Annotated in this window: 15 protein-coding genes and 1 riboswitch; of the genes, 10 read left to right on the top strand and 5 right to left on the bottom strand. The window is 59.2% G+C overall.

Annotated features, from left to right (window positions below; translation table 11 throughout):
- Positions 1 to 297, bottom strand: coding sequence for a thiamine-binding protein (locus tag QBL02_RS05875; protein WP_282725460.1), 297 nt, complete (start codon positions 295 to 297; stop codon positions 1 to 3).
- Positions 291 to 398: riboswitch (TPP riboswitch) on the bottom strand. (Overlaps the previous gene by 7 nt.)
- A 73-nt stretch (positions 399 to 471) precedes the next feature.
- Between QBL02_RS05875 and QBL02_RS05870 the strand changes: the two genes are divergently transcribed.
- A complete protein-coding gene (locus QBL02_RS05870) occupies positions 472 to 1,404 on the top strand; it encodes a tyrosine recombinase (RefSeq protein WP_282725459.1) in 933 nt (310 codons plus the stop codon).
- Positions 1,405 to 1,470: 66 nt separating this feature from the next.
- Here the strand turns inward: QBL02_RS05870 and QBL02_RS05865 are convergent, their stop codons facing one another.
- The 4 genes from QBL02_RS05865 to QBL02_RS05850 form a co-directional block, all read right to left on the bottom strand.
- Complete coding sequence (locus QBL02_RS05865; RefSeq protein ID WP_282725458.1) at positions 1,471 to 2,769, bottom strand: Dyp-type peroxidase; 1,299 nt, start codon at positions 2,767 to 2,769, stop codon at positions 1,471 to 1,473.
- Complete coding sequence (locus QBL02_RS05860) at positions 2,756 to 3,304, bottom strand: copper chaperone PCu(A)C (protein ID WP_282725457.1); 549 nt, start codon at positions 3,302 to 3,304, stop codon at positions 2,756 to 2,758. Before QBL02_RS05860 ends, QBL02_RS05865 begins: the two co-directional genes overlap by 14 nt.
- Positions 3,305 to 3,306: 2 nt before the next feature.
- Positions 3,307 to 3,966: a copper resistance protein CopC gene (locus QBL02_RS05855; protein ID WP_282725456.1), complete on the bottom strand. Its 660-nt coding sequence runs from the start codon at positions 3,964 to 3,966 to the stop codon at positions 3,307 to 3,309.
- A gap of 70 nt (positions 3,967 to 4,036) precedes the next feature.
- Positions 4,037 to 4,690 carry a hypothetical protein gene (locus QBL02_RS05850; protein WP_282725455.1) on the bottom strand — a complete coding sequence of 218 codons (654 nt, stop codon included), beginning with the start codon at positions 4,688 to 4,690 and terminating at the stop codon, positions 4,037 to 4,039.
- Positions 4,691 to 4,967: 277 nt separating this feature from the next.
- On the opposite strand from QBL02_RS05850, the gene pheS reads away from it, so the two are divergent.
- The 9 genes from pheS (at position 4,968) to QBL02_RS05805 (ending at position 14,978) form a co-directional block, all read left to right on the top strand.
- Positions 4,968 to 6,026 carry a phenylalanine--tRNA ligase subunit alpha gene (gene pheS / locus QBL02_RS05845; RefSeq protein WP_282725739.1) on the top strand — a complete coding sequence of 353 codons (1,059 nt, stop codon included), beginning with the start codon at positions 4,968 to 4,970 and terminating at the stop codon, positions 6,024 to 6,026.
- Positions 6,026 to 8,587, top strand: coding sequence for a phenylalanine--tRNA ligase subunit beta (gene pheT / locus QBL02_RS05840; RefSeq protein ID WP_282725454.1), 2,562 nt, complete (start codon positions 6,026 to 6,028; stop codon positions 8,585 to 8,587). The genes pheS and pheT overlap by 1 nt, the downstream gene beginning before the upstream one ends.
- Before the next feature lie 187 nt (positions 8,588 to 8,774).
- A complete protein-coding gene (locus QBL02_RS05835; RefSeq protein WP_282725453.1) occupies positions 8,775 to 9,704 on the top strand; it encodes a VOC family protein in 930 nt (309 codons plus the stop codon).
- Positions 9,705 to 9,774: 70 nt separating this feature from the next.
- Entirely contained in the window at positions 9,775 to 11,202 is a 1,428-nt protein-coding gene (gene thrC / locus QBL02_RS05830; protein WP_282725738.1) for a threonine synthase, read from the top strand.
- A 2-nt stretch (positions 11,203 to 11,204) separates the two neighbouring features.
- Positions 11,205 to 12,407, top strand: a complete 1,203-nt coding sequence (locus tag QBL02_RS05825) for an AI-2E family transporter (protein ID WP_282725452.1) — start codon at positions 11,205 to 11,207, stop codon at positions 12,405 to 12,407.
- Positions 12,408 to 12,418: 11 nt separating this feature from the next.
- Positions 12,419 to 12,961: a YbaK/EbsC family protein gene (locus tag QBL02_RS05820; protein WP_282725451.1), complete on the top strand. Its 543-nt coding sequence runs from the start codon at positions 12,419 to 12,421 to the stop codon at positions 12,959 to 12,961.
- Positions 12,962 to 13,092: 131 nt separating this feature from the next.
- The gene (locus QBL02_RS05815; RefSeq protein WP_282725450.1) at positions 13,093 to 13,842 is read left to right on the top strand and encodes a MerR family transcriptional regulator; all 750 of its coding nucleotides are present in this window, start codon (positions 13,093 to 13,095) and stop codon (positions 13,840 to 13,842) included.
- Positions 13,843 to 13,922: 80 nt separating this feature from the next.
- On the top strand, positions 13,923 to 14,330 hold the full coding sequence (locus QBL02_RS05810) for a phage holin family protein (RefSeq protein WP_282725449.1): 408 nt from the start codon (positions 13,923 to 13,925) through the stop codon (positions 14,328 to 14,330).
- A gap of 3 nt (positions 14,331 to 14,333) precedes the next feature.
- Entirely contained in the window at positions 14,334 to 14,978 is a 645-nt protein-coding gene (locus QBL02_RS05805; RefSeq protein ID WP_282725448.1) for an ABC transporter ATP-binding protein, read from the top strand.
- Positions 14,979 to 14,985 lie beyond the last annotated feature (7 nt).

The raw sequence follows: 14,985 nt of genomic DNA, 5'->3' as shown, positions 1-14,985 counted from the left end.
CTAGTGCGTGATGAGCGCAGTCAAATCTGACATGGAAGACTCGATGACATCGTCTTTTGACTCAAGAATTCTGAAGTGAGTCATCACCGAATCGGCACCGGCAGTGAAGCAAGCATCGTGCAGTTCGCGCATGAGCGGCCAGATTCGATCGGCCGGGCCCTGAATGGTGGTGCCGAGTGCGCCAACCTCATATTCGAGGCCGCTTTGCTCAATCACACGAATTGCGCCTTCGACGCAGGTGTATTGACCGTTTTCGTCACCCATCGGTTTCGGGGCAACATGGACATGGATCAACATAGTGACCGCTTCCCTCCGCTCGCGCTAACGAGATCAGGTTCCTGGGGTACTCCACCTTGATCGGTGAATCTCAGCCCAATCGGGCACCCCCAGCGGATTTGTACTGGAAACCTCAGCATAGCAACACTTCGTATACGGGTGTCGGCATAGGTGAGCGTGGGGCAGAATGGTGCCATGCGAATAGGCGAGGCAATCGATGGGTTCTTGCGAACCGTTGAATTCGAGTACGGCTATTCGCCACATACGATCAAGGCCTATCGCACCGATCTTGCCGCCCTTGTCGGTTTTGTCGAAGCGGATCAACCAGACAGCGACTCAGCGCAGGTTGATGTATCTGTAATCGATCTTGAACTGCTGCGCTCTTGGCTTTGGGATCAACAGCAGCGCGGGTTCGCCGCCAAAACCCTGGCTCGTCGTGTTGCGACCGTGAAATCTTTTGGCACCTGGCTCGAAGAGCGTCGTGTGTTGCCCGGCAGCCCAGCTTCGCGGCTGCAGGCGCCGAAGTCGGCAAAAACACTGCCGAGAGTGTTGAGTGAGCAGCAGCTTGATCGCATTCTTGAACGTGCAGCACACCGAGCAGATGGCGGTGACCCGGTAGCTGTGCGAGACCTCGCAATGCTCGAACTGCTCTACGCAACCGCCCTACGGGTCTCAGAGTTGTGCACCCTGCCGCTTGCCGGGTTGAGCCTTGCTGAACGCACTGTGCGAGTAACTGGCAAGGGAAATAAACAACGGGTAGTGCCGCTCGGGGGTCCGGCCGCACGAGCTATCGAAGCCTACTTGCGGAGCGCGCGCCCGGCGCTTCGAGAGCAGGCGGACAGCGCGGATCCGGGCACTTTGTTTCTGAACAGTCATGGCGCCGGGCTGACCCCGAGCAGCGTCTATCGCCTGGTTTCGCGTGAGCTTGAACAAGAGCCCGGTGGCGGCCCACGAGGGCCACACACGCTGCGTCACAGCGCGGCGACGCATCTGCTAAACGGCGGAGCTGATCTGCGCGTGGTGCAAGAAATGCTCGGCCATGCAAGCCTTGGCAGCACCCAGATCTATACGCATGTTTCAGGTGAGCGGCTCGCGCAAACCTATCGTCAGGCGCATCCGAGGGCATAAAACGTGTGCGGGGTGTGTGACAAGTCGCCACTCACCCCGCACACGTCTGCACTCAATCGCGCAAGGTTAGGCAAATAGAGTGCTACCGAGCATCTCGCCAGACCTGAAGCCTGGCAGCACGGCGTACACGCCAGAGCCGACGTGGGTGATCCACTCGTTGAGCACGTCCGCCTCATCGAGCCGCTGTTGAATCGGCACGAACTGGCTCAGTGGATCCTGCTGGTAGCAAGCAAACAACAGGCCGGCTTCCTGGCCATCATCGTAGTTCGCTGCCCGCCTGAAAATACGCTCACCCGAATCGGTTGAGTGCGCTCGGCGAATATGCGAGGCGACCGGAATCGCCGAGAAACCGAGCGAATCCTTTGCCTCGAAATCGGCCGGGGTGAACTCATCGCCTTCGCCCTCAGGCACGCTGAGCGGTGAACCATCAACGAGTCGTCGGCCCATGCTGGCCTCGCGGCCGGGCCGGTCTACCTGATCCCAGGTGTCGAGCTCCATCCGGATCCTGCGAAGCACAAGCGCGCTACCGCCCTTGAGCCAGCCTGCCCCCGCACCAAACCAAACGAGCGACGCAAAATCCTCATCTTCTGGTGAGGGGTTCACGGTGCCGTCAACCTGGCCCATGAGATTGCGCATGGTTGCGCCGCTTTCGTCAGAGCCTCTGGCCTGTCGGAAACCCTGTTGCACCCAGATCTGCTCGGCAAAGCCGTTGATGTCGCGGTGCAGCATGCGCTGTGCGTGCGCCATCGGTAGCGTGTCATCGGCCTGCACGATCACCAGCAGATCGCCACCGTCGAACTTGCCGCTCAACTGATCACGATCGAAGGCCGGTAGAGCTGCCAACCACTCAGGTCGTTTCGCTGGATCAACACGGTCAACCAGACCCGGCCCCACCGCGAGCGTGATGGTAAGCCTCGCCGGGCGTGCTGCGAGCTCTGGCTCTGGGTCAGCCAGTGGGCTGTCCCCAGAGGTTAAGCCCTCAATGTCATCCGTGAGCACACGGAACATTCGCTGCAGAGCGGCAGCATCAACCTCTGGTCGAAGCTGATATGCCGCGTAACGAATATTCGAGGTTGGGGGAGTGACCACGCCTGCCTGGTGAACGCCGTGGCACGACAGCAGCTCTTCGCCAAACGGTACGGCGTCGTCGACAGAGACTCCGGATCCAGCGAAAATGCCGTTGCCCGAGCTGCCAGAGCTGCCGCCGAACAGAGGGCCGGCGCCAAAGGCGCCGAGCACACCGCCGAGGCCGACCCCGACCGCCCCGCCCGTGAACAGGGCGCGGCGGTCGAAGCGGCGAGCACTCTTGGTGTCGCCTACTTCAGCGGGGTCGATGTCGGAATCGACAGAATTAGTGTCCTGCATGTGACTCGTCGCCACCGTAGTTCTCGTTCGCACCCGCGTAATCCTTAACGAGCACGGTGAACGGAATTGATACGGTCTTGCCGTCGGTACCCTTCAGCTCGAGAGTAAACGCGACCTCTGAACCGGCGAGCAGATCCTTCTTGAGATCCATCAGCATGATGTGGTTAGCTCCGGGAGCCAGCTCGAAGCTGCCCTTCGCAGGAATCACCACATCTTCTTGGATCTCCTGCATGACGCCATCAGCAGTCACTTCGTGCAGCTCAATCATGCCAGCGTCGTCACTCTTGACACCGGTGATGGTCAGATCGGTGTCGCCCATGTTTTCTAGCGTGCCGAAAACGCCGGTCATGCCGCCGGTCTCGCCAGCCTTGGCCCAACCTTCGTTCAGCATCACAAGGTGCTCGTTCGAGGTCTGCTCGGTGCTCTGCTCGGTCTTGGTGTTCTCAACTGGAGTGCTTGCTGGGGCGCAGGCGGTGAGCAGAGTGAGCGGTGCAACGATGAATGCAGCGGCCAGAACAGTGTTGAATTTACGCATTTTTAGTTTGTCTCCTCGACATCGTTGGTTTTCGCTGGAGACTCGGCGGTCTTGCGCTTCTTGGCGGCAAACAGCACTGCGGCTGCTGCGCCAAGCACAACGACTGCGCCGATGGCGATCCAGCCACCAACAGGGAAAGATGATTGTTCGGCAGATGCCGAATCTGTGGTTGCGACCTCATCTTCAACTTGCTCTTGAGCGTCTTCTTCACCCTCAGTACGTGGGTCTGGTTCTGTAGTCGCCGATACTGCGGCGACACCGTTTGCGTCGACCTCGAAGTAGTACTCACCCTGAATTGGGTGACCATCACTCGATACAACGCGCCAGATCACGCGGTAGTTTTCACCGGTGTTGAGCGGGGTGACAATGGCCTGAGTCACATCACGACCAACAATCTCGGGCGCACCATCAACAATGCTTGTGCCAGCAGAATCAGCAACCACGATCTCAGTGCCAACGGCCATGATCTCGTTGCTGAAGCTCAGCACAACACCGTCGCTTTGGCCATCGGTGTTGCTGGTGAAGGTGCGGCCGGTGAGCTCATCGTGGGCGAGGGCCGGAGCGGCTACGCCAAGGGTGAGCCCGATTGCTGCGAGAACTGCGGCACCGAGTGACGCGATTCGACGAACCGCACCGTGTGGTGCGCGAGTCTGCTCTTTCATGTGTGTTCTTTCTCTCATTTCGGGGTAGCCGAAAAGACGGTTGGTGCCGTCGAGAGAAAAGGCCCGACAGCTAGTGTGAATTTGCGGTCGCGGGCAGCAGAGGTGGCCCGCGGTGGCTTATCGCAGAAAGAAAAACGGGCGCAACACGAGATGGTGCAGCGTAAAAAACTTCGAGGATCGCTGGGCGCGCAGGCAAACGAATCGCGCTTGGCACGCGCACTGGCACTGCGCTGCGCAGCAGCCGCACCACGTGCAAGAAAGCGCGTTCGCCGCTGTGCATCAGCGCAACTGTCAACGCGGCAGCAAGTGCGTGTGCGGCCCACATCAGGGTTTCGGCGTTTGCGGTGATGGCGGCGGTAGACGCGGTCGGCACGAAGGGGCTCGAGGCGAGCAGGCCAAGGTGTGCGGCGTGAGGTGAAATGGCTTCTGCGCTGGATCCATCGGCGCCTGCGCCGAGCTGCGATGCGCCGATTCCGGCGAACGACCAGTGATACACAAACTGTGCCACCGAGACGGCAATGGCGAGTCGCCAGAGTGAACCAATCTTGCCAGCGAGCAAGACGCAGAGCGGCAAGGCAAAGAGAGCGGTGGCAACTACGGCGAATGCCGTCGTGAGGCCACCTGCTAGTGCGTGGGATACCGCAGCGAGCAGTGTCGCGGCAAGCGCGCCAAATGCGCCGCGTGCGGTTCGTACCGCACGGCTCATAGCACGCTGTTCGCTCACGCCCCCATCCTACGCGTCTCGGGCGCGGCAATCTGACAGGATGCCCTGCCTTCTTGCGCCGAGTGGATACGTTGTTGCCGAGTGGATACGTGGGGACAGCCGACAACGTATCCACTCGGCAACAACGTATCCACTCGCTGTAGAGCGGCGGCGGGTTGGGGCGGCGGTTGGAGCGGGGCGGCGGGAGCGGCGGGGTTGGAGCGGCGGCGGGGTTGGGGTGGCGGGGGTGGCAACCCCGCGCGTTAAGCAGGGCACGGTAGGATTGATCCTCGTGTCAATGAATGAAACGAATTCTTCGGGCGAGCCGAACCCGATCACGCAGGAAGCAGCCGATGTTGCGGTAGCAGCAGCACTTGCCGCCTTTGCCGCAGCGACCACCGTTGCCGAGCTGAAGCTGGCTCGCGGTGAACACTCTGGCGAGGGCAGCGCGTTTGCCCGCCTGAACGCACTTATGCGTCAGGTGCCAAAGGAACAGAAAGCCGAAACCGGCAAGTTTATGGGCCAGGCACGTGGCCGGATCGAAGGCTCCTACAAGCAGCGCGAAGCTGAACTTGCCGAAGCCGAAGCCGCCGCGCGTCTGCTCGAAGAGACCGTCGATGTCACCGAGGCACCCATTCGCCGTATTCCAGGCAGCCGCCACCCGCTGACCCAGCTGCAAGACGAGATCGGTGACGTGTTCATCGGTATGGGCTGGGAAATTGCAGACGGCCCCGAGCTCGAGCACGAGTGGTTCAACTTTGACGCGCTTGGTTTCGACCCGGATCATCCGGCGCGTGCCATGCAGGACACCTTCTTTGTCGACCCGCCAGAGCGTCACCTGCTGATGCGCACACATACCTCACCGGTGCAGGTGCGTTCACTACTCGACCGCGACCTGCCCGTTTACGTGGTGTGCCCTGGGCGCACCTTCCGCACCGACGAGCTCGATGCGACGCACACCCCTGTGTTCAGTCAGGTCGAGGGACTCGCAATTGATCGCGGCCTCACCATGGCACACCTGCGCGGCACGCTTGAGCACTTTGCCCGCCAGATGTTTGGCGAAGAGGCGAAGATTCGCCTGCGCCCCAACTTCTTCCCATTCACCGAACCAAGCGCCGAAATGGATGTGTGGCAGCCACACGCCAAGGGTGGAGCTCGCTGGGTCGAGTGGGGCGGCTGCGGCATGGTCGACCCAAATGTGCTGCTCGCGGCAGGCATTGACCCCGATGAATATCAGGGTTTTGCATTCGGTATGGGCATTGAGCGCACCTTGCAATTCCGCCACGACCTGAACGACATGCGTGACATGGTCGAGGGCGATGTTCGTTTCAACAAGCAGTTCGGAGGGCTCGTCTAATGCGTATCCCACTCAGCTGGCTGGGCCAGCATGTATCGCTGCCAGCCGACATTACGCCAGAGCAGGTGCACGCCGATTTGGTGCGCGTTGGCTTTGAAGAAGAGTCAATCGATCGTTTCGAGTCGACCGGCCCAATTGTGGTCGGCGAGGTGCTTTCGCTTGAACCAGAAGAGCAGTCAAACGGCAAGACCATTAACTGGTGCCAGGTGCGCGTTGCCGCGCCCGGTGAAAAGGCAGCCGATGGCGGCGAAGACGTTCGCGGCATTGTTTGTGGCGCGCACAACTTCAGTGTTGGCGACAAGGTCGTAGTGACACTGCCGGGTGCCGTGCTGCCTGGTGACTTCAAGATCGCTGCACGAAAGACCTACGGTCACGTAAGCGACGGCATGATCGCTTCGGCTCGCGAGCTTGCATTGGGCGAGGATCACGACGGCATTATTGTGCTCTCGCGTCTTGGGCTCGATCCAGAGGTTGGTGAAGACGCACTCGAACTGCTCGGCATGCATGACAGCGCGGTAGAAATTAACGTGACCCCAGACCGTGGGTATGCGTTCTCAATGCGCGGTGTGGCCCGGGAGTACTCGCACTCAACCGGCGCAGAGTTTGTTGATCCAGCGTTCGCGCTTGAGATTGGCACAGGATCTGGCTTTGAGGTTGTGCTTGACGACCAGGCGCCGATTCGTGGGCGCAAGGGCTGCACGGGCTTCATCGCTCGGGTAGTGCGTGGGGTTGACCCCAGCCGGCCAACCCCACCGTGGATGGTTGCACGCCTCACCCTTGCCGGTATTCGCTCACTCGGCCTCGAAGTAGACATTTCGAATTACGTCATGCTTGAGTTTGGCCAGCCATTGCACGCCTATGACATGAATAAGTTGCGGGGCGGCATCACCGTTCGCCGTGCGCAGCCTGGCGAAACTCTCGTGACTCTTGACGGCAATGAGCGCAAGCTGCATGTCGAAGACCTGCTGATCACCGATGAATCTGGACCAATTGGTCTGGCCGGTGTGATGGGTGGCGAATCGACGAAGACTGACGACAGCACCACCGACGTGCTGATTGAAGCTGCAAGTTTCGACCCGATCTCGATTGCGCGCACGCTGCGCCGACACAAGCTGCCAAGTGAAGCATCAAAGCGTTACGAGCGTGGCGTCGATCCGCTTGTTGCTTCGGCTGCTGCACAGCGAATGGCAGATCTGCTGGTTGAGCTCGGTGGTGGCACGATTGACACTCTCGGCGCAAACATTGTTGCGCCGTTTGAGCCAGTTTCGATCACGCTGCCACTGGCCCGCGTGAACGGTCTGCTTGGCACCGATTACAGTGATGCTGAGGCTCAGGGCGCAATCGAATTGATTGGTTGCACGGTCGAATCTTCGACCGATGCCGCGGGCAAGACGACGCTTAACGTCACTCCGCCGAGCTGGCGCAGCGATCTGCTTCGCCCGGCTGACCTGGTTGAGGAAGTCGCGCGTATTGTCGGCTATGACCGAATCCCTTCGGTGTTGCCTGTAGCTCCTGCTGGTCGTGGGCGTACTCGCGCTCAGCGTTTGCGTCGTCGCGCCGCTGACCTCATCACAGCCTTCGGCTTTGACGAGGTGCAGAACTACCCATTCGTTTCACGCGCGCAACTCGACGCGTGCGGTGTTGGTGCAGCTGATGAAGCGGGCGAAGAGGTGCGTGCTGTGCGCCTGGCGAACCCTCTCGACGGTGAAACACCGTTCTTGCGTCGTTCGCTGATTGCCGGTCTCATCGGTACCGCTCAGCGCAATGCTTCGCGCGGTCTCACTGACTTGGCTCTGGTTGAGCTCGGCTCAGTGTTTGTGCCTCAGCCCGAGGGAGAGCAGCTGGGTACTGATTCGGTGCCGCCACTGGCTGAGCGCCCAAGTGCTGAGAAGCTTGCTGAGCTGAACGCATCGATTCCTGCGCAGCCTCTGCGACTTGCGGGTCTGTTGCTCGGTGATGCTGTTGCGAAGCAGCCAGGGGAGTCTGCTCGTGAGTACGACTGGGCTGATGCGCTTGAAGCAGCGAAGACCGCAGCTGGTGCTGTCTTTGCAGAGCTCGTGGTGCGTCAGGGCACGCATCGCGCGTTCCACCCTGGTCGCACGGCTGAGCTTCTCGTGAGTGTTGAGGGTGAGCTTGAACTTGTTGGTGTTGCTGGTGAGTTGCTGCCTGAGCTGGTGCAGAACTCACACCTGCACGGTCGTGTCTCGGCATTTGAGATTGATCTGGGCCGCCTGATCGAGCTCGCACCTGAAGCGCCTCAGACTTCAAACCTCTCGACTTATCCTGCTGCAACCCAGGATCTCACCCTGTTGGTTGACCTTGCTATCCCAGCCGAAGCAGTGCGCGCGGCCGTGGTTGCTGGTGCGGGTGATCTTCTTGAGCACGCTGCGATGGTCGACGACTACCGCGGCACGGGAGTGCCAGAGGGTCAGCGTGCGCTGACCTTCGCACTTCGTTTCAGGGCCGAGGATCGCACGCTCAAGGCCGAAGAGGCCAGCGAGGCGAAGCTGGCCGGCGTGCGCGCCGCAGAGATTGCTTTCGGTGCAAAACTGCGTGACTAGTGTGTTGAGCCTGTAGTTCAGACAAGAGGGTGCCTGCGAATTCGCAGGTGCCCTCTTGCCATTTGCGCGTCTATTTTGACCACGGTGAACACTCGCAGCGGCCAGCGAATGTTCAGCCGCAACACCTTGATTCGTTCGAATGCTGGATTTATTCTGAGATCAGCACTGCAACGCAGAGGAGCCGGTGATGTCTCAGCAGAGAATTGTTCCCAATATTTGGTGCCAGGGCACCGCAGAAGAAGCTGGCGCGTTCTACGCCGCAGCTTTTGAAAACAGCAGTTTTGAGGTCGAGTCGAGATATCCAGAGACGGGTCTGCTCGACTTTCAGCAGCCGCTCGCTGGGAAAGCACTCACCGTTGGTCTACTCATTAGCGGGTATCGCTTCACTCTGATTAATGCCGGCAACGAGTTCTCACCTAACCCATCGATTTCGTTCATGCTGAATTTTGATCCGCTGCTTTTCGATAATGATGCCGAGCAAGCAAAAACCAGCCTGAATCGACTCTGGGAGAAGTTGCTTGACGGTGGTCGCGCGCTGATGCCGCTCGGTGAGTATCCATTTAGCGCTCACTATGGCTGGGTCGAGGACCGCTTCGGTGTCAGTTGGCAGCTCATTTTGACCGACCCGGCGGGGGATCCGCGGCCGTTCATCATGCCTTCGCTGATGTGCGATGGTATCGCTCAGAACCGTGCTGCCGAGGCCGCAGACCGCTACGTTGAGCTCTTTGCGCCGATGTTCGCCGAGACCGGCGGCACTGCGGTCGGCAACCGTTTTCCATACGGTCAGCCAAGCGGCAAGGCCAGCGCTGAGGCGCTCGCCTTTGGTGAGTTTCGGCTTGGCGAGCAGTGGTTTGTCTGCAATGACAATGGCTCTGGCGTTGACCATGGTTTTAGCTGCGGTGTGTCTCTTGAAGTGCAGTGCAACGGTCAGCCCGAAATAGATCATCTTTGGGAGGGGCTGAGTGCTGTGCCGGAGGCCGAGCAATGCGGCTGGCTTGCCGATGAGTTTGGGGTGAGCTGGCAAATTGTGCCTGAGAACATGGGCGAATTGATGGAGCATCCCGGTGCCTTTGAACGAATGCTGCAAATGAAGAAGTTGGTGATTGCTGATCTTTGACCCAGCAACACGGCTCCAACGGCATACCGAAGTCGATAGAGTCGTAGTGGTATCAAACAAGGAGCACCCGTTGAAGTACATCTCGACCCGTGGCGGCATGGAGCCAATCTCGTATAGCGAAGCTTTGCTTGAGGGACTCGCGCCCGACGGCGGCCTTGCCGTGCCGGAAGCAATGCCAGCGGTTTCGCTCGAGCAGATCGAAAAATGGCGGGCGCTTTCCTACCCGGAGCTCGCAGTCGAGGTCCTCAGTCTTTTCGCTACCGATATTCCTGGTGCCGACCTTGAGCGTATGTGCAATGCTGCCTACAGTTCAGCAAATTTTGTGGCCGAAGAGATTGTTCCGGTCACCGCGCTGGTAGACAACATCTCACTCGTCGGGTTGAGCGAGGGACCGACACTCGCTTTCAAAGATATGGCGATGCAGTACCTTGGCCAGTCGATGGAGTACGCACTACGCAAGCAGGGCTCGGTGCTCAACATTGTTGGCGCTACCTCGGGAGACACCGGTTCGGCCGCGGAGTACGCGTTGCGCGGCAAAGAAGGCATTTCAGTTTTCATGCTCTCGCCACAGGGTCGTATGAGCGATTTCCAGCGCGCGCAGATGTACTCGCTGACCGACGACAACATTCACAACATCGCAATTGATGGTGTCTTTGATGACTGCCAGAATCTGTTGAAGGCACTCTCCGGTGACCTTGAATTTAAGCGTGAGCACCATCTCGGTACCGTGAACTCGATTAACCTCGGCCGCATTAGCGCCCAGGTTGTGTACTACTTCTGGGCGTGGTTGCGCTCTTCTGATTCGTTGAATGCTGAAGGGCGTGCTGAGCACCGTATTTCATTCACTGTGCCGTCGGGTAACTTCGGCAATATTCTTTCGGGCCACTACGCCCGACTGATGGGTCTGCCGATTGATCGCCTCGTGCTCGCCGCGAACGAAAACAATGTGCTGGATGAGTTCTTCCGCACTGGTATTTACCGTCCGCGCAGCGCAGCAAACACGTACCTCACCTCAAGCCCTTCGATGGATATCTCGAAGGCATCGAACCTGGAGCGGTTCATTTTTGATCTGCTTGGTCGCGACGCTGATCGCCTCGCTGAGGCTTGGCGCACGCTCGATGAGTCCGGTGAACTCGATCTTTCAGCAGAGCTGCCTCGTTTCGAGGCAGAGTTTGGTTTGGTCAGTGGCACCAGCACTCACGCGGATCGCGTAAACACGATCCGCGAGGTGCACGAGCGCACCGGCATTGTGATCGACCCGCACACCGCAGACGGTGTGAAGGTCGCGTCGTCGCTGATTCGTGATGGCGAGCAAATGTATGTGCTTGAGACCGCGAAGCCCGAGAAATTCCCTGAGATCGTTGTTGAAGCGATTGGTAAGGCCGCCGAGTTGCCAGAACATCTCGCCGGTCTGCTCGAACTTGAACAGTTTGTAACCGAGATGCCAAACGATGCGGCAGAGTTGCGCGCATTCGTGGCAGCGCGTGCGGTGAGCTAACCATGTGGTTCGGCAAGCGCGCGCGGCGCAGGGTAACTCAGCAACACGAGCTTGCCGCGCCCGCGCGGTCTGCCGAAAATGCGGCAAATGCGAATACCGCTGGTGTTGCTCGGGCAGCACACAACGAAGCAAGTGCCGTCGGCCTGTGGCAAGACAATATTGGCAAGCTCGCGACCCGGGCGTTACAAACACTCATTGTGTTGGTACTCCTTGCCGCGATCGTCTGGGGGCTGCGCACGCTCAGCACGGTCTTTATTCCGATCATTCTTGCGCTGATCTTCGCGAGCACATTCTGGCCAGTCACTAAGTGGCTGCGCGCGAAGAACGTGCCCGCAGCGCTTGCAGCGGCGATCGAGCTCGTCGGTATTCTGCTTTTGCTCACCGGCATCGGGTGGCTTGTTACCTGGGCGGTGCGCGATGAGTGGGATGAACTCAGCGAAAAAGCCCACGGCGGCTTTGAACAGCTCATCGAGTGGACGCACACCCTGCCTTTCTCGATCGACCAAAACCAATTGCTTGAGTGGCGAGACCAGCTGCTTGACTGGGTGAGCACTGCAAATGTTGGTGCTGGTGCGATCGCCGGTGTCGGCGCGGTTGCAAGCTTCTTGACTGGCCTCGTGCTGATGATCGTCGTGCTGTTCTTCTTCCTGAAAGATGGGCCAGTTATCTGGCGCTTCTTGCTTCGCCCATTCCACGGTGAACAGCGTGAGCGTGCGCTGCGGATCGGTGACAAAGTCGTCGGCACACTCGGCTCGTATGTGCGCGGCACCGCAAGCGTTGCACTCGTAGACGCGGTCGGTATCGGTATCGGCCTGATGTTTTTGCAGGTTCCGCTTGCGCTGCCGCTAGCGGTGCTGGTCTTCTTGCTTTCGTTTATTCCACTCGTTGGTGCAACCGTCGCTGGCATTCTTGGCGCGCTGGTTGCTCTGGTTGCAAACGGCCCGCTCAGTGCCGTGCTTGTAGTTGGTGTGGTTGTGCTGGTGAATCAGCTTGAGGGTAACTTCTTGCAGCCGGTGCTGATGGGTCGAGCACTGAAATTGCATGCGCTCGTAATTCTGCTTGCGCTGACTATCGGTACCGTGCTCTCCGGCATTCTTGGCGCGGTGCTCGCGGTGCCGATTGCTGCAGTGCTCTGGGGCGTGATCCAGGTCTGGGACGGCCCAAATCTGCCGGCAAAGTGGGCGCGCAAACACCCATCTGACTAGAAAGCAGCACAGTGTCACTCGACCTTCGAAACGCAATCGATTCGCCAGAGTTACTTGCGACCCCTGTTGTGAGTGCGCTCGCAGAACTTGACCCTGTGCTGGCTTCGCAGATCAGTGTTGCCTCAATCGATGCTTCACTCGCAGACACTGCCGCGTTTTGCGAGGCTTACGGCATCAGGCTTGAAGACTCGGCGAATTGCATTGTTGTTGCTGGCAGGCGCGGTGATGACGTGACATACGCTGCCTGCGTGGTACTCGCGACGACACGGGCCGATGTGAACGGTGCCGTGCGCAAGCTGCTCGGTGTGCGCAAGGTGAGCTTCGCGCCGATGGACGAGGCAACAGCGCTCAGCGGCATGGAGTATGGCGGCATCACCCCGATTGGCCTGCCTGGTGAGTGGCGCGTTTTGGTCGATTCCAGAGTCATTGGGGTAGCGGCGGCCATTATTGGTGCGGGTATTCGGGGCGCCAAGATTTCGCTGCCCGGATCGGTGCTTGCCGCGTTACCGGGCGTTGAAGTGATCGAGGATCTGGCGAAGCCGATTCAGGCGTAGCCGTCGAGAGCCGGGCGATCCAACGCAAATGAAACGATCGCTGCAAAACAAGACGCTTGACTCTGCCGTAACGTCAAGCGACAGAGTGGTTGTTATGACACACAATGCACTGAAACCCGCGAGGGTGCGCGATGACTGAATGGCCAATCAAAGAGGTGGCAAAAGCCACTGGCATCACGAGCCGCGCACTGCGGCACTACGAACACATCGGGCTACTTCTGCCCGCCAGAGTTGCGCACAACGGCTACCGCTTTTATGGCGAGGCAGAGCTTGCGCGACTGTATCAAATCCTTTCGCTTCGAGCGCTTGAATTGCCGCTCGCAAGCATTCAGGCGGTACTCGATGACGATCAAACTCTCGCCGAAGCGATGACCGCCCACCTAGCGCTGCTTGAAGAACGCAGCGCTCAGATGAATCAACAAATCACCGCAGTGCGTCAAACGCTTGAAGCGGTAACGAAGGGCCAAACCATGAGCATTACAGAGATCTTTGCTAATTTTGACAACTCTCAGTACGAGTCTGAGGTTCGCGAACGTTGGGGCGATAGTGCCTGGGAGCAGAGCGCAAAACGACGGGCTGCGATGAGCGACGAGGAGCGTAAGGCCGAAGACGAGCACAGTCTTGATGTGAACGCGGCCCTGCGTGACGCGGCAGATCGCAGACTTGATCCGGAAAGCGCGGAGTTTCAAGCATTGGTTTCCGAGCATTATCGCTGGATCGCCAAGCAGTGGGGTGGCTCTTTGCCGAACGCAGAGATTTACTCGAATCTCGCCGAGATGTACGTCGCAGATGCTCGCTTTGCGGCAACCTACGGTGGCCAGCAGAACGCCGAGCTGATTCGTGAGGCGATCACTGTCTGGATCTCTGCGAATCCCGCCTAGCCTGTGTCGTTTTTTGCTCCGGTGTGAGGGCACCGGAGCAATCTCGCCCACCGGATGCGTCCCTGCGCTACTCTGACACTATGCGACTGGTGTATCAAATTCTTTCTCAGGTGGTTCTTGGAGCGATCGGTCTGGTCGTGGCACACTTCACGATCGCCGACTTCAAACTGCACCTGGCTGGGTTTTTCACCGCGCTTGCAGTGTTTACTTTGGCACAGGCAATCTTTTCGCCCATCGTGATGAAGCTTGCCGAACGCTATGCGGCATCACTCACCGGGGGAGTCGGCCTCATCTCGACGCTGCTTGCGCTCTGGATTGCTTCGCTCTTTCAGGGCGGTATCGAGATGCGCAGTTTCATGGCCTGGATCGCAGCGCCTCTTGTTATTTGGCTGATCACAGCCATTGGCGGCTGGCTCTTTATACGATTCTTCGTGGACAAGCGACTGAAGCGAAAGGCCGCCGAAAAGACTCTCGGCCGATCGAAGTAGCTAGTGTCAGCTGAAATTCTGCGCGCTGACGCGGTCGGGGTGAGCCTTGACCACGCCGTGTTGCTGCCGCCGACGTCACTGAGTTTGCCGACAGCCGAAAGCGTCGCGGTGCTCGGTTCCAACGGCGCCGGTAAGACTACGCTGTTGCGCACACTTGCTGGGCGCATCAGGGCAACTACCGGCAAAGTGTTGCTGAATGGTGCTCCGGTCAATGAGCGGCATCGTGAGGTGCGCGCAGAGATTGCGGCCCTGATCGATCCGCCGACCCTTTACCCCGATCTCACGATTCGCGAAAACCTTGAGGTGATTGCGGCTGCTTGGTCTGCGCGGCCGGCTCAGATTGCCGGGCTTGGTAGCGACTCGCTAGAGGTGTTTGGTATCGGGGAGCTTGCGACCCGATTTCCGAACGAGCTTTCAAGTGGTCAACGCCAATTGATTTCGCTCGCTGTGACTTTCGCGAGACCGGCAAGCGTGCTGATCCTTGACGAACCAGAACAGCGGCTCGATCCAGACCGTCGCGAGCGGGTTGCGAACGCAATGCTGGCAGCAAATCATCGCGGTGTTTCGATCGTGTTTGCCTCGCACGATGCGCACTTGGTTGAGCGGGTGGCTGGGCTCCGGGTCACCATCGGCGAGACTGCAGCGTGACTCCCTC

The sequence above is a fragment of the Leucobacter sp. UT-8R-CII-1-4 genome (assembly GCF_030010235.1).
Lineage (GTDB): Bacteria > Actinomycetota > Actinomycetes > Actinomycetales > Microbacteriaceae > Leucobacter.
This window is presented reverse-complemented; position numbering and strand designations above follow the sequence as displayed.